The 17,849-nt window shown below is 65.8% G+C and carries 17 protein-coding genes; 16 read left to right on the top strand and 1 reads right to left on the bottom strand.

The annotated features are described in order from the left end of the window. Positions 1 to 425 precede the first annotated feature (425 nt). The 8 genes from AC3IPM_RS19170 to xth all read left to right on the top strand — a co-directional run bounded on the left by AC3IPM_RS19170 (position 426) and on the right by xth (position 11,605). Complete coding sequence (locus tag AC3IPM_RS19170) at positions 426 to 1,850, top strand: DcaP family trimeric outer membrane transporter (RefSeq protein ID WP_489301820.1); 1,425 nt, start codon at positions 426 to 428, stop codon at positions 1,848 to 1,850. A gap of 61 nt (positions 1,851 to 1,911) precedes the next feature. Further along, complete coding sequence (locus AC3IPM_RS19165) at positions 1,912 to 3,567, top strand: MFS transporter (protein ID WP_489301819.1); 1,656 nt, start codon at positions 1,912 to 1,914, stop codon at positions 3,565 to 3,567. Between the two features lie 283 nt (positions 3,568 to 3,850). Beyond that, positions 3,851 to 4,591: a fimbrial biogenesis chaperone gene (locus AC3IPM_RS19160; RefSeq protein ID WP_489301818.1), complete on the top strand. Its 741-nt coding sequence runs from the start codon at positions 3,851 to 3,853 to the stop codon at positions 4,589 to 4,591. Between the two features lie 317 nt (positions 4,592 to 4,908). Further along, complete coding sequence (locus AC3IPM_RS19155; RefSeq protein WP_489301817.1) at positions 4,909 to 5,406, top strand: CS1 type fimbrial major subunit; 498 nt, start codon at positions 4,909 to 4,911, stop codon at positions 5,404 to 5,406. 86 nt (positions 5,407 to 5,492) lie between these two features. Beyond that, complete coding sequence (locus AC3IPM_RS19150; RefSeq protein ID WP_489301816.1) at positions 5,493 to 7,997, top strand: TcfC E-set like domain-containing protein; 2,505 nt, start codon at positions 5,493 to 5,495, stop codon at positions 7,995 to 7,997. A gap of 85 nt (positions 7,998 to 8,082) precedes the next feature. Beyond that, complete coding sequence (locus AC3IPM_RS19145) at positions 8,083 to 9,327, top strand: hypothetical protein (protein ID WP_489301815.1); 1,245 nt, start codon at positions 8,083 to 8,085, stop codon at positions 9,325 to 9,327. Between the two features lie 42 nt (positions 9,328 to 9,369). Further along, positions 9,370 to 10,785: a coniferyl aldehyde dehydrogenase gene (locus tag AC3IPM_RS19140; protein WP_489301814.1), complete on the top strand. Its 1,416-nt coding sequence runs from the start codon at positions 9,370 to 9,372 to the stop codon at positions 10,783 to 10,785. A 52-nt stretch (positions 10,786 to 10,837) separates the two neighbouring features. Continuing rightward, positions 10,838 to 11,605 carry an exodeoxyribonuclease III gene (gene xth, locus AC3IPM_RS19135; RefSeq protein ID WP_489301813.1) on the top strand — a complete coding sequence of 256 codons (768 nt, stop codon included), beginning with the start codon at positions 10,838 to 10,840 and terminating at the stop codon, positions 11,603 to 11,605. A gap of 78 nt (positions 11,606 to 11,683) precedes the next feature. Here xth and AC3IPM_RS19130 read toward each other — a convergent pair whose 3' ends face one another. Continuing rightward, positions 11,684 to 11,935, bottom strand: a complete 252-nt coding sequence (locus tag AC3IPM_RS19130) for a GlsB/YeaQ/YmgE family stress response membrane protein (RefSeq protein WP_489301812.1) — start codon at positions 11,933 to 11,935, stop codon at positions 11,684 to 11,686. A gap of 90 nt (positions 11,936 to 12,025) precedes the next feature. On the opposite strand from AC3IPM_RS19130, the gene AC3IPM_RS19125 reads away from it, so the two are divergent. From AC3IPM_RS19125 to AC3IPM_RS19090, 8 genes are all read left to right on the top strand, one after another. Next, positions 12,026 to 12,625 carry a 4'-phosphopantetheinyl transferase family protein gene (locus AC3IPM_RS19125; RefSeq protein ID WP_489301811.1) on the top strand — a complete coding sequence of 200 codons (600 nt, stop codon included), beginning with the start codon at positions 12,026 to 12,028 and terminating at the stop codon, positions 12,623 to 12,625. Between the two features lie 27 nt (positions 12,626 to 12,652). Continuing rightward, positions 12,653 to 13,291 (top strand): 16S rRNA (guanine(527)-N(7))-methyltransferase RsmG, encoded by a 639-nt coding sequence (gene rsmG, locus AC3IPM_RS19120; protein ID WP_489301810.1) that lies wholly within the window; start codon positions 12,653 to 12,655, stop codon positions 13,289 to 13,291. 211 nt (positions 13,292 to 13,502) lie between these two features. Continuing rightward, the gene (locus AC3IPM_RS19115; protein ID WP_489301809.1) at positions 13,503 to 14,300 is read left to right on the top strand and encodes a ParA family protein; all 798 of its coding nucleotides are present in this window, start codon (positions 13,503 to 13,505) and stop codon (positions 14,298 to 14,300) included. Continuing rightward, positions 14,300 to 15,223: a ParB/RepB/Spo0J family partition protein gene (locus AC3IPM_RS19110; protein WP_489301808.1), complete on the top strand. Its 924-nt coding sequence runs from the start codon at positions 14,300 to 14,302 to the stop codon at positions 15,221 to 15,223. Before AC3IPM_RS19115 ends, AC3IPM_RS19110 begins: the two co-directional genes overlap by 1 nt. Positions 15,224 to 15,231: 8 nt before the next feature. Continuing rightward, a complete protein-coding gene (locus AC3IPM_RS19105) occupies positions 15,232 to 15,540 on the top strand; it encodes a helix-hairpin-helix domain-containing protein (protein ID WP_332807086.1) in 309 nt (102 codons plus the stop codon). Positions 15,541 to 15,601: 61 nt separating this feature from the next. Next, positions 15,602 to 16,567, top strand: coding sequence for an NAD-dependent epimerase/dehydratase family protein (locus AC3IPM_RS19100; protein ID WP_489301807.1), 966 nt, complete (start codon positions 15,602 to 15,604; stop codon positions 16,565 to 16,567). 87 nt (positions 16,568 to 16,654) lie between these two features. Beyond that, positions 16,655 to 17,377 carry a glycosyltransferase family 2 protein gene (locus AC3IPM_RS19095; RefSeq protein ID WP_489301806.1) on the top strand — a complete coding sequence of 241 codons (723 nt, stop codon included), beginning with the start codon at positions 16,655 to 16,657 and terminating at the stop codon, positions 17,375 to 17,377. Beyond that, a complete protein-coding gene (locus AC3IPM_RS19090; RefSeq protein WP_489301805.1) occupies positions 17,377 to 17,718 on the top strand; it encodes a lipid-A-disaccharide synthase N-terminal domain-containing protein in 342 nt (113 codons plus the stop codon). Before AC3IPM_RS19095 ends, AC3IPM_RS19090 begins: the two co-directional genes overlap by 1 nt. Positions 17,719 to 17,849 lie beyond the last annotated feature (131 nt).

Raw genomic sequence — 17,849 nt, 5'->3', positions numbered from 1 at the left:
CGATTCATCCCCCTCAGTTTGCCGCATCCACCTGCGTTCGCGATATCCGGGTGCTTAGACCTTGGTCGTAGCGCGCCAGAGCGTACCGCGCCATGGTGGGTTGCTCTGCGGTGCCGGTGGGCAGGTTCCGATTGGGTGGGGTGCGCGGGTTGTACGCGCCGTCCGGGGCCGTGGGGTTGCTTGGTGCATGGTCGTGTGGGCGGCAAATCAGGACCGTTGGCCACGCGCCACAGCGTACCGACCAACGGTCGGTACCTACCCAGGTGCCGTTGGCACCTGCCGGTCGCTTGTGGCGCCCGGGTCGTGCTCGCCCGTTGGGCGAGTACGACTAATGGCCAATAGCCGCTGTGGGTGAACGCGCCGCACTGTCGGCTCGACCGTGCCCATGCGCGGCGTTCGACTTGCCACCCGGGAGAGAGGGCAACATGAGCCACCGTATTCTGAAGACGACACGCCGGCCGTTGGCCGCCTGCCTGTTCGTTGCATTGATCGCGCCAGGCATGGCGTTCGCCGAAACCGCAAAAGAAAAAGCACTGGAAGCCCGCGTTGCCGACCTGGAACGCCAGGTGCAACTGCTGGTGTCTGCCAGCCAGATGCAGCAGACCCAGATCAGCCAGGCCCAGACCGATGTCACCGCGGTCAAGACCGTGCAGGCCCAGCAGCCGCTGGCCGCGCAGGTGCCGGCCGGCAAGCAGCCGATCCAGGTCACCACCATCACCCCGGGCGCCGCGCCGGGCACCACGGTCAAGATCGGCGGCTTCATCAAGGCCGATTTCCTGGCCACCCAGACCAGCGATGGCCAGCTCGCCGACGACGCCACCGGCCGCGCGCTGTACCTGCCCGGGCAGACCCCGGTGGCGGGTGCCGGCGGCAGCGGCAAGCGTTCGGACGTGGACTACAACGCCCACGCCAAGTTCTCGCGCTTCAACCTGGGCATCGACAACGTCAGCGAAGGCGGCAACAAGGCCGGTGCGTTCTTCGAGATGGATTTCTTCGGCAACTCGCTGGGCAGCCAGACCGCGACCAACACCTACGGCGTGACCCTGCGCCACGCCTATATGTACTGGAACAACTGGCTGGCCGGGCAGACCTGGTCCAACTTCATGGATGCCGGATCACTGCCGGAAGCGGTTGACTTCGTCGGGCCCACCGACGGCGTGCTGTTCGTGCGCCAGGCACAGATCCGCTACACCCAGGGCGGCTTCAGCGTCGCGCTGGAAAACCCGGAAACCACCGTGCTCACCGGCACCCGCAACCCGGCCGGGGTATGGACCAATGCCTCCAGCAGCTCCGACCGTGGTGCACTGCCCGACCTGACCCTGCGTTACGGCTGGAAGGGCAACTGGGGCACCTTCGGCGTCGGTGCGGTGGTGCGCCAGCTCAAGGTCGACAACCAGACCAACGGCGCCGACGCCGACAAGATCGGCGGCGGCCTGACCCTGGGCGGCAAGTGGGTGATGGGCGGCAGCGACACCCTGCATTACCAGCTCAGTGGCGGTGAAGGCATCGCCCGTTATGTCGGCCTCGGTGTCACCGCCGATACCGCCTACGACGTTGCCCGCGACGAGCTCAATCCCACCGGCGTACTGGCCGGCTATGTCGGCTGGCGCCACGCCTTCACCCCCAAGCTGCGCACCAACCTGATCTATGCGCGCAGCGACTACGACAATGACGGCAGCCTCGGCCCGCTGGTCACCAAGAGCGTGCAGAGCATCCGCGGCAACGTGTTCTACACCCCGATGCCCAAGGTCGATATCGGTGCGGAGTACATGTACGGCGTGCGCGAGATCGAGGACGGCCGCAAGGGCGATATCAACCGCCTGCAGTTCACCACCAAATACAGTTTTTAAATGAGTGCCGACCCTTGGTCGGCACCTACCAGCAACGATTGCTTCGGAGGGGAAGCGTCCCATGTCCACTACACCCGCACCAGCAAAAGCCCAGCTAAGCCAAGGCCACAAGAAGGTCATCTTCGCGTCCAGCCTGGGTACCGTTTTCGAGTGGTACGACTTCTTCCTGTACGGCTCGCTCGCCGCGATCATCGCCAAGCAGTTCTTCAGTGGTGTCAATGAAACCACCGGCATGATCTTTGCGCTGCTGGCCTTCGCCGCCGGCTTCTTCGTGCGTCCGTTCGGTGCCGCGTTCTTCGGCAGCCTGGGCGATCGCATCGGTCGCAAGTACACCTTCCTGGTCACGATCCTGATCATGGGCATCTCGACCTTCCTGGTCGGCGTGCTGCCCAACTACGCCTCGATCGGTTTCGCCGCCCCGGTGATCCTGATCATCCTGCGCCTGGCCCAGGGCCTGGCCATGGGTGGCGAATACGGTGGCGCGGCGACCTACGTTGCCGAGCACGCCCCGGCCGACAAGCGTGGCCTGTACACCAGCTTCATCCAGTGCACCGCCACGCTCGGCTTGTTCATGTCGCTGCTGATCATCCTGGCGTGCCGCTACTTCCTGGGCAACGAAGCGTTTGAAGCCTGGGGCTGGCGCATTCCGTTCCTGGTCTCGATCGTGCTGCTGGGCATCTCGGTGTGGATCCGCCTGCAGTTGAGCGAGTCGCCGCTGTTCCAGCAGATGAAGGCCGAAGGCAAGGGCTCCAAGACCCCGTTCCGTGACAGCCTCAAGGGCGGCAACCTCAAGCTGATGCTGCTGGTGCTGCTCGGTGCCGCAGCGGGCCAGGCAGTGGTCTGGTACGGCGGCCAGTTCTACGCGCTGTTCTTCCTGAGCAGCATGCTCAAGGTTGAAGCCACCACGTCCTACCTGCTGATCGCCGCGGCGCTGGCGTTGGGCGTGCCGTTCTTCATCTTCTTCGGCTGGCTGTCTGATCGTATCGGCCGCAAGAAAATCATCCTGGCCGGCTGCCTGCTGGCCGCCATCACCTACATCCCGATCTTCAAGGGCCTGACCCACTTCGCCAATCCGGCCATCGAAGAAGCCCGCACGTCCTCGCCGGCACTGGTGGTCGCCGATCCGAACACCTGCTCGTTCCAGTTCGATCCGGTCGGCCTGCGCAAGTTCACCAGCTCCTGCGACGTCGCCACGGCGGCGCTGACCAAGGCCGGCGTGCCGTATGACGTCAAGCCGGCACCGGCAGGGACGCTGGCGGTGGTCAACGTCGGTAGCGCTGCGGTCACCTCCTACGAGGCGGCCGGGCTGACCAAGGAAGATGGCAAGGCCAAGGGCGATGCGTTCGGGGCCGAGCTGAAGTCCGCACTGGGTACTGCCGGCTATCCGGCCAAGGCCGACAACGCACGCATCAACATTCCCGGCACGGTGTTCATGCTGTGGCTGCTGGTGCTCTACGTCACCATGGTCTACGGCCCGATCGCCGCCTACCTGGTGGAGCTGTTCCCGACCCGCATCCGCTACACCTCGATGTCGCTGCCGTACCACATCGGCAATGGCTGGTTCGGTGGCTTCCTGCCGGCGATTTCCTTCGCGCTGGTGGCCGGCACCGGCAACCTCTACTACGGCCTGTGGTACCCGATCATCATCGCGTTGATGACCGTGGTGGTGGGCGGGTTGTTCCTGCATGAAACCAAGGGTGTGGATATCACCAAGTAACCCCGATCAACTTCTGATCAGGAAAGGGCCGTGGCGGAAGCCACGGCCCTTTTTGCGTTTCCGGCCGCCATTTCTTCACAGTGCGAATACAACAAGTTGCATAGGCCTCGGATGCCCACTGCGCCACACTTCCGCGCATTCAAAAAGCAGTCTCTTCACGAACGCATACACGTGAGGACGGGGCAAGGGGCAATCACGACAAACTGCAACAAGTTGCATGGTTTCGTCGCGCCCGCCCTTGCAGACTGGTCCCATTGAACCGATACCTTCCGAGGCAACCGCCATGCGCCGTTCCCTGTTCGCCCTGATGTTGCTGGGTGCCACCACCACCGGCCATGCGGCCTCGCCGCAGATCAATGTCGGCATGTTGTTCGACTACATGCCGGCCAACAGCAGCCAGCTGCTCAAGCGCGTGCGCAACACCGGTGATGCCACCGCCTATGTGCGGGTGGAGGTCACCCGGATGCACTTTGATGCGGCAGGCGCCGTCACCGAAACGCCGGTGGATGCGTCCGCCCTGGCCCGCAATCAATCCGGTGCCAGTGGGCTGATCGCCAGTCCGGCGCGGATGATCATTCCGGCCAACAACGGCCAGCAGGCCACCCGTCTGGTGTTTCGTGGTGCCCGTGACAGCGAACAGTATTACCGCCTGCGTTTTGTGCCGGTGGTGCCCGACAACGCGGACTTCTCGCTGGATGAGCAGCAGGCTGAGGACTACAAGCAGGCCGTCAGCGCCGGCGTGAACGTCTTCACCGGTTACGGCACGGTGTTGTTCGTACCGCCCAGCGCTGCCCGGTTCGATACACAGATCAACGGCCTGCAGGTCACCAATCGCGGCAATGCCACCATCGTGCTGAACAACCTGCGGCAATGCCGCGTGGCCAAGCCGGACGACTGTGACAACGGCGTAAAAGTGCATCTGCGCCCGGGCCAGAGCCGCACCCTGCTCAGTGACGCCACGCACTACAGCCGCTACGACCTGATCGAAGGTGGTGGCCAACGCAGCCTGGATACACGTGGCTGAGCCATCACACCGAATGATGGTCAGTAAACGACGGCAGATACTTCAAATTTGAATATTGTTGTATAGCGCAGACGTGGTGCGATACCAAGAATGTCGCCATCGAGTTTGTTGATCGTTTGTCACCGTAGGGACGTTGAAACCTCAGCATTCCCGATCATCCGACACGCCTGATGTTGAGCGAAGTTGTTCAGGCGTTTCCAGCTTCACCCTCGGTTTCATTTTCACCAGGCCTCTCCCGGGGCCTGTGGCGAAGCCATGCCACCAACCCGGGATCTCACCCCGATTCACACCATCCAACACCCTGAGGAACACCCTGCATGAACATCAAGAAGACCCTGCTGGCCGCTACCGCTGCCCTGATCATCGCCCCGGCCGCCAGCTTTGCTGCTGATTTCCCGGTCACCGTCTCCGTTGAGGCCGTGGTTCCGGCTGCGGACGGTCTGCAGGTGAGCCCGGTCAATGGCTGGGACAAGATTACCCAGAAGATGACCTGGAGCCTGGCCAGCCAGGAACTGGAGCCGATCCGCCAGCAGATCGACGTCAAGAGCAACGCTGCCATCAAGGCCTACCTGGTCGATGACGCGGTGCTGACTTCCGGCGCCAACTCGATTCCGCTGGTCGTGGCACTGCATGGCAAGACCCTGTCGAGCGGCGCCGCCAATGGCGTGGAGCTGCTCACCGAAAGCGAGGCCGCCGCAAGCCGTCGCATCGACGCCTCCATCTCTGCCACCAAGCCGGCTACCGGCGGCTACATCGAAGGCAACTACGCCGGCCTGGTGCACATGATGTTTGAAAGCACCGTGACCACCCGGTAATCGCGTTGGCTGCACTTGCAGTACCCGAAGGGGCGGCTTCCGCCCCTTCGTTCTGATTGAATCCAGCCCGTACAGGACCTATTGTCATGCGTATCACCCCCCGTCCCAACCTGCTTGCCTTCGCCACCCTGTGCGCGATGGCTTCGCTGCCGGCATTCCCGGTGCGGGCAGCCGTGGACGTGGGCGGTGCCACCCTGCTGCAGCAGCGAGAGCAGATGCCCGCCGAGTTCCGCGCGCACCTGTTCGGTGCGCCGTTGACGGTACGGGTTGAGCTGGACGGCACCTACCTGGGCGATGCCGAGGTGGTGCTGGGCGAAGACAACCGTGTGCAGCTGCTCGGCTTTGGCGAGAGCCACGCCAGCCCGTTGTCGGCAAGTGACCGCGAGCGCTGGGTCGGCCTGTTGGCCGAGCCGATGCCGCTGGGGCTATGCCAGGCCAACTGCCAGGGCATCGCGGCGGTGCACTACAACCTTGAAAATTCCCTGCTGTCGCTGCTCAGCAGCGAGGGCAGCCAGGCCAGCGCGAGCGGGCGCTACCTGCCGCAGCCGGAGAACGGCAGCCGCGGCCTGATGCTGCGTAACAGCGTTACCTACAGCGGCGGCCAGCAGCAGGGCAGCACCCTGCGCTACGGTGCGGAGCTGCAGGGCAGCGTGGGCCAGTGGACCACGCTGGGCAACTACCAGTACTACCATTCCGACGACGCCAGCGACGCGTCCGGCCACTATCTGAGTGCTCTGTATGCGCAACGTGAATTCCGCGACAACTTCCTGCGCGTGGGCTACTTCCTGCCCACCTTCCAGGGCGTGGCGCGCCAGCCGCGCGCGCCGGGCACCCAGAACTACACCAGTTTCGGGGTCATGGCCGGTTCCTCCGACGCATTGCTGGCCGACTACAGCAGCGTCAGCGTATACCCGGTCTATGTCACCGCCAGCCGCGAGGGCGTGGTGGAAATCTACCGGGATGGCAACCTGATCGGCACCCAGGCGGTCAAGCCGGGCATGCAGGAGATCGACACCCGGCGCCTCCCCGGCGGCATCTACGATGTCGAATTGCGCGTGGTCGAAGAGGGCCAGGTCAGTTCGCGCGAAACCGCCGCCATCCACAAGCCCAACAGCTGGCGTGACTCCACCCGCCGCTGGCGCTACAGCGTGTTTGCCGGCCAGCAGGCCGGCCTGCTCGACAGTGGTGATGACCCGCAGAATGGCAAGCTGGCCGCCGGTGCGGTGGTCAACTATCTGCTGCATCCACGTGCGGTGGCCGGCGCCACCGTGCAGCAGGTGGGCGATCGCCACAGCGCGGGCGTGTCACTGGATTGGCAGGCCAACGACCGCTTCAATCTATATGCCAACGTTTACGATTCCAGCGATGCCGGCCGTGGTCTGGATGCCCAGGGTATGTACCGCTATGGCCGTGGCTCGGTGATGGTCTCGCATGCGCGCAGCTGGGTGGAACGGCGCGAACGGCTGCTGCCGCGCGATGGCGCGGCCCCGTATTGGGAAACCAGCAGTGGCTGGCAGGACAGCAGCGCCATTTCGTTCAATCATCGCTTCAGCGATCACGACAACGTGTCGCTCCGTGTAGCCCAGAGCAGCGGCTTCAACGCCGGCACCAGCGTGGATGCGTCGTACTGGCGGCGTCAGCCGATCTTCGGCAATGATGCCAACTGGCGCGTGTCGGTCTACGACCGCCCGGGCAGCAGCTTCACCGGGCACCGCCGCCAGCGCGGTATAGATTTCACCCTGAGTCTGGCGCTGGGCAACGACGGCCGCCGCTACAGCGGCAGCCTCGGCAGCCGCACTGGGCAGCGCGGCGAACGCGACTTCTATGCCAGCGCCAACGTCCAGCAGCAGTTGGACACGCCCTGGCTGGAGAGCGTGAATGCCACCGCCAGCGTCGATCGCTCCGGCCTCGGCCTGGGCGGCGGTGCCTATTTCGACCGGCAGCAGTTGCAGGGCGATGTGCAGCTGCAGCGTTCCTCGGTGGGCGGGCTGGTCAGCGGCAGCGCCAATCTGGAAAGCACCCTGGCGCTGGGCGGCGGCAAGCTGGCCCTGCTGGGCCGCAGCCAGACCCAGAGCGCCGACACCGGCATGATCGTGGACCTGCGCTCGGACTACCCGGGGCTGGAACTGCGTGCCGACGACAGCCGCGGTGGGGGGGCAACGCTCAAGCCGGGCCGCAATTTCGTGCCGGTCAACGCCTACCGCCCCGGCCACGTGCAGTTCGATTTCACCGGCGGTACTGCACCGGCCGCCGCGATTCACCCGGCCACCGTCAGCTACCACCTCAACAAGGGCGGGGTGATGCACGCCACAGTCGACGTGCTGCGTACCTTCACCGTGATGGGCCAGGTCATCGATGCCGATGGCAACGGCCTGCGCGGCGTGCATGTGATCAACCACGCTGGCCGCAGCGTCAGCCAGGATGATGGCTTCTTCACATTGGAATTGAGTGCGCGCGAGCCGGTGGTGGAACTGCGCCATCCCGACCAGAGCAGCTGCACGTTGCAGCTCGACGAAGGCCGCTACCCCCGCGAAGGCGATGTGCTGATGGTGGGCGGGTTGCAGTGCCCAGTGCAGGTGGTGGGGAAATGAGACCGCGTCTTCCCCATGATGCCATCGACGATAGCCAGGGTGGGTCTGATTGCGCTGACCTCAGCCGACTGAAAGGAATGCTCAAATGAAAACGCTGCACCGTCCCGGGTTCCACCATCTCGTCATGCTAGTGGGCTTGTTGGTGGGGTTCCCCATCCGCGCTGCCACGCTTGAGATTGCGGCTGAGTACAAGCCTGATAGTCGCAACCCCTCCAATCTCTCATTCAAGAACATGACGCCGGAAAGCGGGGTTTGCACGATCAGTGACCATCGTCCGAAGTGTCGTGCAGCAAACATGTTCAGCATCGCAACAGGAATTGGTGGAGTGAAAGACTCCATCAGCACTACCGATGGTGGCACGCCAAGGGACCGTCCTTTCCTTGGCATGCCAGCGCCATTGCGGATCATGGCCGAGAATGTCGAGACAAATCGTCAGGTGGAGGTGAAGCTACTAATTGTGGGAGCCGCACTTAGGCACAACCGCATGGGAGGAGGGGCATGGTCATCTCGCCCCGCGAACTGGACACGTGTTACGCAGTCTGGTTGCAGCTTGGTCGCTGAAGGTGCCTCGAACCCGGGCGCATGGTTCAGTTTTATGAGCTTCTTCGGGCGTCCGGACAACGGTACTGGACGGCAGGCATGCTGGACCAATGATTTTCCCACCTGGGAAATGGAGATCGCCTCATTCGATATCACTTATCGGTTGGATGTTGATTCTCCCTTGGCATTGCCGAATGGAACGTACCGGGCAACGCATACCTACTCGGTAGGCTCCGGTGATGGGTTCGATTTCGATCTTGGTGATCGCGTGACGCCCACCGACAACACCCTCACCGTGAACTTTACGCTCACTGTCGAGCATGAATTCACCGTGGTCTTCCCTAGCGATAACCCGACGATTGTTCTTGCCCCAGTGGGCGGCTGGCGGCAATGGACTGACTATGGCAAGGCTCCGATCCGCATGCAGCAGGAACTGCCCTTCACCTTGACCAGCTCCAACGATTTCAGCGTCAAGATGCGCTGCGAACACGAGAGCGGCCAGCGTTGTGGCATCCAGGACGTGTCCAGCAAGGTCATCGTGCCCATTGATGTGGACGTGACCATGCCCGGCATGCGCGACGCAGTGACCGGGCAGGGGGCGATCCAAGCCCCGCTGCTGGCCGACCATACCGGCGTCACCGCGCCGCGCTTCAGCCCGGAGAGCTATCTGTTGCAGCGCCCGTCCAAGCTGCGCTTCTCTGCCAATGGCGAGGCGGTCACCGAGATGCTCAAGGCGCCGGATTCGCGTTGGCAGGGCGATGTCACGGTGGTCTTCGATTCGGACCCCTGAGGCGAGCACCGCGCGCTCACGGCGCACCGCTATAGTCGGGGCATGAGCGACTCCGATACCAATCCCACCGCGCTGCCGGCGATTCTGCACACCCTGCGCAGCGCCTGGCAGGGTAACCGTCCCGTGCTGGACCAGCGCCGTGACGACCTGCAGCGGCTGCGTGCGGCGCTCAAGGCGCGCCTGCCCGACATGGCCGACGCCATCGCCGCCGATTTCGGCCACCGTGCGCGCGCCGAATCGTTGATTGCCGATGGCATGACGGTACTCGGTGAGATCGACCACCTGCTCAAGCACCTCCCTCGCTGGGCGCGCCCGCGCCGGGTCAGCGTGGGCTGGCGGTTCTGGCCCGCGCGCGCGCAGACCCGGCCGGTGCCCTTGGGCGTGGTCGGGGTGATCGCGCCATGGAACTACCCGGTCAACCTGGCGCTGATTCCACTGGCCACCGCGATCGCGGCCGGCAACCACGTCATCCTCAAGCCGTCCGAACACACCCCACGCACCAGTGCCTTCCTGCAGGCGCTGCTGGCCGAGGTGTTTCCTGCCGATCGTGTGGCGGTGGTGCAGGGCGATGCGGTACTGGCCAGTGCCCTGGCCGGCTCGCCGTTGGACCACCTGGTGTTCACCGGCTCCACCGCGGTGGGCCGCAAGGTGATGGCGGCCGCGGCCGAGCACCTCACCCCGTTGACCCTGGAACTGGGCGGCAAATCGCCGGCCATCGTGTGCAGCGACTACCCGCTGGACAAGGCGGCCGCACGCCTGGCTACCGGCAAGTGGTTCAACGCCGGGCAGACCTGCATCGCGCCGGACTACGTGCTCATCGATGGTGCCCGCCAGCGCGAACTGGTGCAGCAGCTGCAGACCCAGGTGCAGGCGCGCTACGGCGATTTCAGCGATGCCGACGACTACACCCGCATCATCAACGAAGGGCAGTACCAGCGCCTGCGCGGGTATCTGGACCAGGCCCGCGCGCGCGGCGTGCCGGTGATCGAACTGGCCACGGTGGACGCCGACCGCGCCGCGCGCGAGCGCCTGATCGTGCCGACCATCGTGCTCGACCCGCCCGCCGACCTGGACCTGATGCAGGAGGAGATCTTCGGCCCGATCCTGCCGGTCTGCGCCTATCCGAGCCTGGAGGCGGCACTGGCCCAGGTGCAGGGCCGCGACCGCCCGTTGGCGCTGTACGTCTTCAGCCAGCAGCGCGATACCGTCGAACGCGTACTCGGCCAGGTGGTCGCCGGCGGTGTCACCGTCAACGACACCCTGCTGCACTTCGCCATCAACGACCTGCCGTTCGGCGGGGTGGGGCCCAGTGGCATGGGCGCCTACCACGGCCACGCCGGCTTCGATGCGCTGAGCAAGCAGCTGCCGATCCTGTGGCAGTCGCGCTGGGCGGCCAGCGACCTGCTCAAACCGCCGTATTCGAAGATCGCCGGGATGTTGAAGCTGCTGCTGCGGTGAATGTGTCCCTCGGCCGGCCAGCGGCCGGCACTACACCGGTAGAATGACCCCCATGAAAATCGCCTCCTGGAACGTCAACTCGCTCAACGTGCGCCTGCCGCACCTGGAACAATGGCTCACCGCGTTCGCGCCGGATGTGGTCGGTATCCAGGAAACCAAGATGGAGGACCACAAGTTCCCCGACGCGGTGCTGGCCGGGCTGGGCTACCGCAGCGTGTTTGCCGGGCAGAAGACCTACAACGGCGTGGCGCTGCTCTCGCGCGAACCGGCGCAGGATGTGCAGATCGGCATCCCGGGTTTCGAGGATGAGCAGAAGCGCGCCATCGCCGGCACCGTCAATGGCGTGCGCATCATCAACCTGTACGTGGTCAACGGCCAGGACATCGGTACCGACAAATACGAATACAAGCTGCGCTGGCTTGAAGCGGTACACGCCTGGGTCGCGGCTGAGCTGGAAAAGCACCCGGAACTGGTGGTGATGGGCGATTTCAACATCGCCCCCGACGCGCGTGATGTGCACGACCCGCTGGTGTGGAATGAAAACCACATCCTCACTTCCACCGCCGAGCGAGGCGCGCTCGAAAGGCTGCTGGGACTGGGCCTGCACGACGCCTTCCGCCTGCACAGTGAAGAGGAAGGGGTGTTCAGCTGGTGGGACTACCGCGCCGCCGGCTTCCGCCGCAACCTGGGCCTGCGCATCGACCTGACCCTGGTTTCCGATGCGCTCAAGGCGCGTGCCGTGGCCTCGGGCATCGACCGCGAGCCGCGTACCTGGGAGCGCCCCAGCGACCACGCTCCGGCGTGGGTGCAGCTGGGCTGAAACGGCAAGGCCCGGCGCAGGGCCGGGCCTTGTGTTTTGTTTGGTGTACCGACCAACGGTCGGTACCTACCGGGCCGTTTACCGGATGCTCTTGCGGGTAAACAGGTTCACGATGGCCAGCAGGATCACCGCGCCGATCAACGAGAACAGGAAGGTACGGATCGTGATCGCTTCGTTGATGCCGCCGCCGAACAGCCAGCCGGCCAGCAGTGCGCCGACGATGCCGACCACGATGTTGAGGATGATGCCCTGCTGCGCGTCCCGCTTCATGATGAGGCTGGCCAGCCAGCCCACGATGCCGCCAACGATCAGCCAGATGATGATGCCCATAGCCTTGACTCCCGGTTTGCGTACTCGACCCGCGCAGTTGACGGCAGACGCTGTGAAATCGCCGTGCAGCCATACCCACCGGAGCCTGGCATGAGCCTGCCGGCCACCCTGGACGGCCCCTGGCGGTTCGGCCCGGTCACGGTCTGGCGCTTGCCGCATGTCAACGGCACCCGCGGCGAGCCGCAGGCGCGCGTGCTGCTGGCCGAACAGCTGGGCGGCACGCCGGAGACCTTGCCGTTGCAGCGCGACCCGCGCGGCCGCCCGGAACTGCACGGCGCGCTGGCGCACCTGGGCACCGGCTGGAGCCACAGCCATGGCCTGCTGCTGGTCGCCCTCGGCGAGGGCGTGCGGCTGGGCGTGGACCTGGAGCCGCTGCGCCCGCGCCCGCGCATGCGCGAGATTCTGGAACGCTTCTTCCATCCGGCCGAGGTGGCCTGGCTGCTGGGGCTGGACGAAGATGCCCGTACCCACTGGTTCTTCCGGGTCTGGTGCGCCAAGGAAGCCATCCTCAAGGCGCAGGGGCAGGGCATCTCCTTCGGCCTGCACCGCCTGCAGCTGGCCCCTGGCACGGACGACGGCCTGCACCTGGCCTGGTGCGACCCCGAGCTCGGCCCGGCCGAACGCTGGCATCTGCACGAGTGGCAGGCGGCCGATGATTTCCGCGCGGCGTTGGCCTTCCACGCGCTTTGACCCGGCCGGCCCTGCGATAATCGCGGCATGACCGAACATAAACTCCCGGCCGGCGTGGCCGAAGCGCTTGAGCGTGGCCTGGCCGCGATGGACCTGGACGCCGCCCTGGCGCCGCCGTTGCTGACCTACCTGACCCTGCTCGACCGCTGGAACCGCACCTACAACCTCACCGCCATCCGCGACCCGCTGGAGATGGTCACCCGCCACCTGCTCGACTCGCTGGCGATGCAGCCGTTCCTGGAGCGCGGCACCCTGGCCGACCTCGGCACCGGCCCCGGGCTGCCCGGCATCCCCCTGGCGATCGCCCGCCCGCAGCTGCAGGTGACCCTGGTGGAGAGCAATGGCAAGAAGGCCCGCTTCATGCGCGAAGCCGTGCGCCAGCTCGGCCTCAGCAACGCCCGGGTGGCCGAGTCGCGCGCCGAGGCCTTGGCCGAGCCCGGTGCCTACGACCATCTGACCGCGCGCGCCATGGATACCCTGGCCGGAATCATCGAGGTCGGCGGCCACCTGCTGCGGCCCGGTGGCCGCCTGCTGGCGATGAAGGGTGTGTACCCGCATGACGAAATCGCCCAGCTGCCGGCCGGCTGGCAGGTCGAACAGGTGCTGCCGTTGCACGTGCCCGGGCTGACCGGCGAGCGCCATCTGGTGGTGGTGGCCGGTCCTTGACCGTCCTGGCGCGCGTGTTGTCGTGGCGACACACGCGTGCCCCGATATCGGCGGCAGCGCCTGTCGCAGCTGCCGCTGCGCTGTCCACCGGGTGCACTGCGGGCCGCCATGCGGGGTCGTGGGCGCGGCCCGGCGCGCATCTCACAGTGCATGACACGCCCCATATACGCATAATGACCAGTCCCACTCCCTGCCGATGAGGCTCACCCGCATGGCCCGCATCATCGCCATCGCCAACCAGAAAGGTGGCGTCGGCAAGACCACGACTGCCGTCAATCTGGCCGCCTCCCTGGCTGCTGCCCCCAAGCGCGTGCTTCTCGTCGACCTCGATTCGCAGGGCAACGCGACCATGGGCAGCGGCGTGGACAAGCGTGAAGTCGCCGCGTCCACCTGCGATCTGCTGCTGGGCGAAGCCACGGCCGTCGAGGTCCGGGTGACCACGCCGGAGGGCTTCGACCTGCTGCCGGGCAACATCGACCTCACCGCCGCCGAAATCCAGCTGATGGACCAGGGCGAGCGCGAGCAGCGCCTCAAGCGCGCGCTGGCGCCGATCCGCGAAGAGTACGACTACATCCTGATCGACTGCCCGCCGGCACTGTCGCTGCTGACCCTCAACGCGCTGGCTGCCGCCGACTCGGTGATCGTGCCGATGCAGTGCGAGTATTACGCGCTGGAAGGCCTGAGCGCGCTGGTGGAAACCATCGAGGCGCTGCGCGCCAACCTCAACCCCGCCCTGGAAATCGAGGGCGTGCTGCGCACCATGTTCGACGTGCGCAACAACCTGGCCAACGCGGTCTCGGCCGAGTTGACCGAGCACTTCGGCGACCGCGTGTTCCGCACCATCGTGCCGCGCAACGTGCGCCTGGCCGAAGCGCCCAGCCATGGGCAGAGCATCGTTGGCTACGACCGCGCCTCGCGCGGCGGCGTCGCCTACCTCGGCCTGGCCGGCGAGATCATCCGCCGCCACCAACAACGCAATAAGGCCGACAAGGCCCTGGAGACCGCCTGATGAGCACCAAGCCCGCCCTCGGCAAGAAACGCGGCCTCGGCCGTGGCCTCGATGCGCTGCTGGGGCCCAAGGGTGCGGTGACTCAGGTACAGGCCGCCGCCGTGGTCGAAGCGCAGCCGGGTGAAGTGCTGCGCAAGCTGCCGGTCGGCCACCTGCAGCCGGGCAAGTACCAGCCACGCCGCGACATGGACGAAACCAAGCTCGCCGAGCTTGCCGAGTCGATCAAGGCGCAGGGCGTGATCCAGCCGATCCTGGTACGCCAGCTCGGCGCGGACAGCTTCGAGATCGTCGCCGGCGAACGCCGCTGGCGCGCCTCGCAGCTGGCCGGTCTGGACGAAGTGCCGGTGGTGGTGCGCGAGCTGGAAGACCGCACCGTCATCGCGATGGCGCTGATCGAGAACATCCAACGCGAAGACCTCAACCCGCTGGAAGAAGCCGAAGCACTGCAGCGGCTGATCAGCGAATTCGCCTTGACCCATGCCGAGGCCGCACAGGCCGTCGGCCGCTCGCGCGCGGCGGTGTCCAACCTGCTGCGCCTGCTCGAGCTGCCGATCGCGATCCGCCTGCTGCTGGAAACCCGCCGGCTGGAAATGGGCCATGCCCGCGCGCTGCTGACGCTGGCGCCGGAACTGGCGAGCAAGCTGGCCCAGGAAGCGGCCGACCAGGGCTGGTCGGTGCGTGAAGTGGAGCACCGCGCGCAGCAGTTCGCGGCCGGCAAAGTGCCCGGTTCGCTGCGCAAGAAGCCGGCCGCCAGCGCCCCGCAGGCCGATATCGCCTCGCTGGAAACCGAGCTGTCCGAATCGCTGGGCGCGCGCGTGGCGATCAACCACGGCCGCGGCGGCAAGGGCAAGCTGATCATCCATTACACCGATCTGGATACGCTGGACGGCGTGCTCGAACGCCTCCGCGCACAGAAGGGCTGAGCCCGGAAATGAACCCCGCCAAGGTCGACCGCAACCATCTGTTGCGTCTGACCGACCTGCCGAATGTCGGGCCGGCCTGTGAGAAGGATCTGCGATTGATCGGCATCCGCGTGCCCGCGCATCTGCGCGGCCGCGACGCCTATGACATGTACGCGCAGCTGTGCCTGCGCACCGGGGTGATGCACGACCCGTGTGTGATCGATGTGTTCCTGTCGATCGTGCGCTTCATGCAGGGCGAAGCACCGCGTCCGTGGTGGGATTTCAGCAAGGAACGCAAGGCCACCCTCGCCAGGGACGCGCCGCTTACCTTGTGGTGAGGTGCCGGCCCGACGCGGCCCGGTGCACAATGTGCAGCATGCACTTCCAGGACGACCTGCCATGACCCTTCTCGTCACCGGCGCAGCCGGTTTCATCGGCGCCAACACCGTGCGTGCCCTGCTCGATGCCGGGCAGCGCGTGGTCGGCCTGGACAACTACAACGACTACTACGACCCGCAGATCAAGCGCGATCGCGTGGCCGCGTTGTGCCCGGACGCGGACATCCGCGTGCTCGACGTCACCGACCGCGACGGCCTGGCCGCGCTGTTCGAGGAGATACAACCCACCCGGGTGATCCACCTGGCCGCACAGGCCGGCGTGCGTTATTCGCTGGAAAACCCGCACGCCTACATCGACAGCAATGTGGTCGGCTTCGTCAATATCCTCGAACTGTGCCGCCATCGTGGTATCGCGCACCTGGTGTATGCCTCCAGCAGTTCGGTGTACGGCGACTCGGCCACCCCGCCGTTCTCCGAAGACCAGCGCATCGACAAACCGCGCTCGCTGTATGCCGCCACCAAGGCCGCCAATGAATTGATGGCCTACACCTACGCCCAGTTGTTTGGCCTGCATGCCACCGGGCTGCGCTTCTTCACCGTGTACGGCCCGTGGGGTCGCCCGGACATGGCACCGCTGCTGTTTTCGCGCGCGGTGCTGGCCGGACGCCCGATCGAGGTGTTCAACGAGGGAAAGATGCAGCGCGACTTCACACATGTTTCCGACATCGTCGCCGGTATTCTCGGCGCGCTGGCGCACCCGTCCGGCGAGGACGTTCCGCACCGTGTGTTCAACCTGGGCAACCACACCCCGATCGAGCTCGAGCAGTTCATCGGGATCATCGAAGCCGCTGCCGGGCGCCCGGCGCACAAGGTTTACAAGCCGATGCAGCCCGGCGACATGGTCCGCACCATGGCCGATACTTCGCGCGCCCATGACGCCTTCGGCTATGAACCGGCCACGCCGATCGCGCAGGGCCTGCCGCCCGTGGTGGCCTGGTGCCGTGATTATTTCGGTGATCACGCCTGAAACACATGCGCCGATTCATCTTCGGATAACCTTCGCTACGGAAAATGCGCGCTCTTTCCCATGCCCGGCCATTCGCAGAGCCCGACCATGAGCCAACCCCAGTTGTCGGTCGTCGTTCCGGTTTTCAATGAACGCGACAACGTAAAACCCCTGATCGACGAGATCACGGCGGCCCTGCGCGGGCAGCTGGATTTCGAGATCGTCTACATCGACGACCATTCCCGCGACGACACCCTGGCGGTGCTGCAGGCGCTGAAGGTCGACACCCCCGAGCTGCGGGTGCTGCACCATGTCAGCCAGAGCGGGCAGAGCACCGCGGTGCGCACCGGGGTGAAGCAGGCGCGTGCGCCGTGGATCGCCACGCTTGACGGGGATGGCCAGAACGACCCGGCCGACATTCCGAAGCTGCTCGCCGCACGCGCCACGGCTGCCGCGCAGGTGAAGCTGTTCGCCGGCTGGCGGGTCAACCGCCAGGACTCGGGCAGCAAGCGCTGGGCCAGCAAGTGGGCCAACGCGATCCGCGCGCGCATGCTGCGCGACGACACCCCCGACACCGGTTGCGGCATCAAGCTGTTCGAGCGCGAGGCCTTCCTCGACCTGCCGTACTTCGACCACATGCACCGTTACCTGCCCGCGCTGATGCAGCGCGCCGGCTGGAAGACGGTGAGCGTGCCGGTCAACCACCGCCATCGCACCACAGGGGTATCCAAGTACAACAACCTGGGCCGCGCGCTGGTCGGCATCCGTGACCTGCGCGGCGTGGCGTGGCTGATCACGCGCAGCAAGCGCACCGCCGTGGAAGAGCGCTGATGGAGCTGCACTGGCTCGACCAACCGCTGACCTGGTTGTACTGGACCGGCCTGCATGTCACCGGCTGGAAGCTGATCGGCTACACCGGCGCGCTGATGTTCGGCGGCCGCTGGCTGGTGCAGTTCATCGCCTCCAAGCGCGCCGGCAAGCCGGTGATCCCGCGCGTGTTCTGGTACATGAGCGTGGTCGGCAGCCTGATGACACTGAGCTACTTCCTGTTCTCGGCCAAGCAGGACTCGGTGGGCGTGCTGCAGAACCTGTTCCCGGCGTTCACCGCGCTGTACAGCCTGCAGCTGGACATCAAGCACCGCGGCTGGAAGCGCGACAAGGCGACGCACTGAGGGCCCCTGACGCGGTGGGTGCCGACCGTTGGTCGGCACTGCCCTGCGGCCGATCCCCGGTCCTGCCCGCGCTGCGGGCAGGACCTTTGATCCATGCGCCTGCCCTTGGCCGGTGCCATGATCGGGGTTTG

This window comes from Stenotrophomonas sp. GL_111 (genome assembly GCF_057835245.1).
This window is presented reverse-complemented; position numbering and strand designations above follow the sequence as displayed.

Excerpts from the sequence above, each read along its gene's own strand:
- AC3IPM_RS19170 (WP_489301820.1), top strand. The coding sequence starts at position 426 with ATGAGCCACCGTATTCTGAAGACGACACGCCGGCCGTTGGCCGCCTGC.
- AC3IPM_RS19165 (WP_489301819.1), top strand. The coding sequence starts at position 1,912 with ATGTCCACTACACCCGCACCAGCAAAAGCCCAGCTAAGCCAAGGCCAC.
- AC3IPM_RS19160 (WP_489301818.1), top strand. The coding sequence starts at position 3,851 with ATGCGCCGTTCCCTGTTCGCCCTGATGTTGCTGGGTGCCACCACCACC.
- AC3IPM_RS19155 (WP_489301817.1), top strand. The coding sequence starts at position 4,909 with ATGAACATCAAGAAGACCCTGCTGGCCGCTACCGCTGCCCTGATCATC.
- AC3IPM_RS19150 (WP_489301816.1), top strand. The coding sequence starts at position 5,493 with ATGCGTATCACCCCCCGTCCCAACCTGCTTGCCTTCGCCACCCTGTGC.
- AC3IPM_RS19145 (WP_489301815.1), top strand. The coding sequence starts at position 8,083 with ATGAAAACGCTGCACCGTCCCGGGTTCCACCATCTCGTCATGCTAGTG.
- AC3IPM_RS19140 (WP_489301814.1), top strand. The coding sequence starts at position 9,370 with ATGAGCGACTCCGATACCAATCCCACCGCGCTGCCGGCGATTCTGCAC.
- xth (WP_489301813.1), top strand. The coding sequence starts at position 10,838 with ATGAAAATCGCCTCCTGGAACGTCAACTCGCTCAACGTGCGCCTGCCG.
- AC3IPM_RS19130 (WP_489301812.1), bottom strand. The coding sequence starts at position 11,935 with ATGGGCATCATCATCTGGCTGATCGTTGGCGGCATCGTGGGCTGGCTG.
- AC3IPM_RS19125 (WP_489301811.1), top strand. The coding sequence starts at position 12,026 with ATGAGCCTGCCGGCCACCCTGGACGGCCCCTGGCGGTTCGGCCCGGTC.
- rsmG (WP_489301810.1), top strand. The coding sequence starts at position 12,653 with ATGACCGAACATAAACTCCCGGCCGGCGTGGCCGAAGCGCTTGAGCGT.
- AC3IPM_RS19115 (WP_489301809.1), top strand. The coding sequence starts at position 13,503 with ATGGCCCGCATCATCGCCATCGCCAACCAGAAAGGTGGCGTCGGCAAG.
- AC3IPM_RS19110 (WP_489301808.1), top strand. The coding sequence starts at position 14,300 with ATGAGCACCAAGCCCGCCCTCGGCAAGAAACGCGGCCTCGGCCGTGGC.
- AC3IPM_RS19105 (WP_332807086.1), top strand. The coding sequence starts at position 15,232 with ATGAACCCCGCCAAGGTCGACCGCAACCATCTGTTGCGTCTGACCGAC.
- AC3IPM_RS19100 (WP_489301807.1), top strand. The coding sequence starts at position 15,602 with ATGACCCTTCTCGTCACCGGCGCAGCCGGTTTCATCGGCGCCAACACC.
- AC3IPM_RS19095 (WP_489301806.1), top strand. The coding sequence starts at position 16,655 with ATGAGCCAACCCCAGTTGTCGGTCGTCGTTCCGGTTTTCAATGAACGC.
- AC3IPM_RS19090 (WP_489301805.1), top strand. The coding sequence starts at position 17,377 with ATGGAGCTGCACTGGCTCGACCAACCGCTGACCTGGTTGTACTGGACC.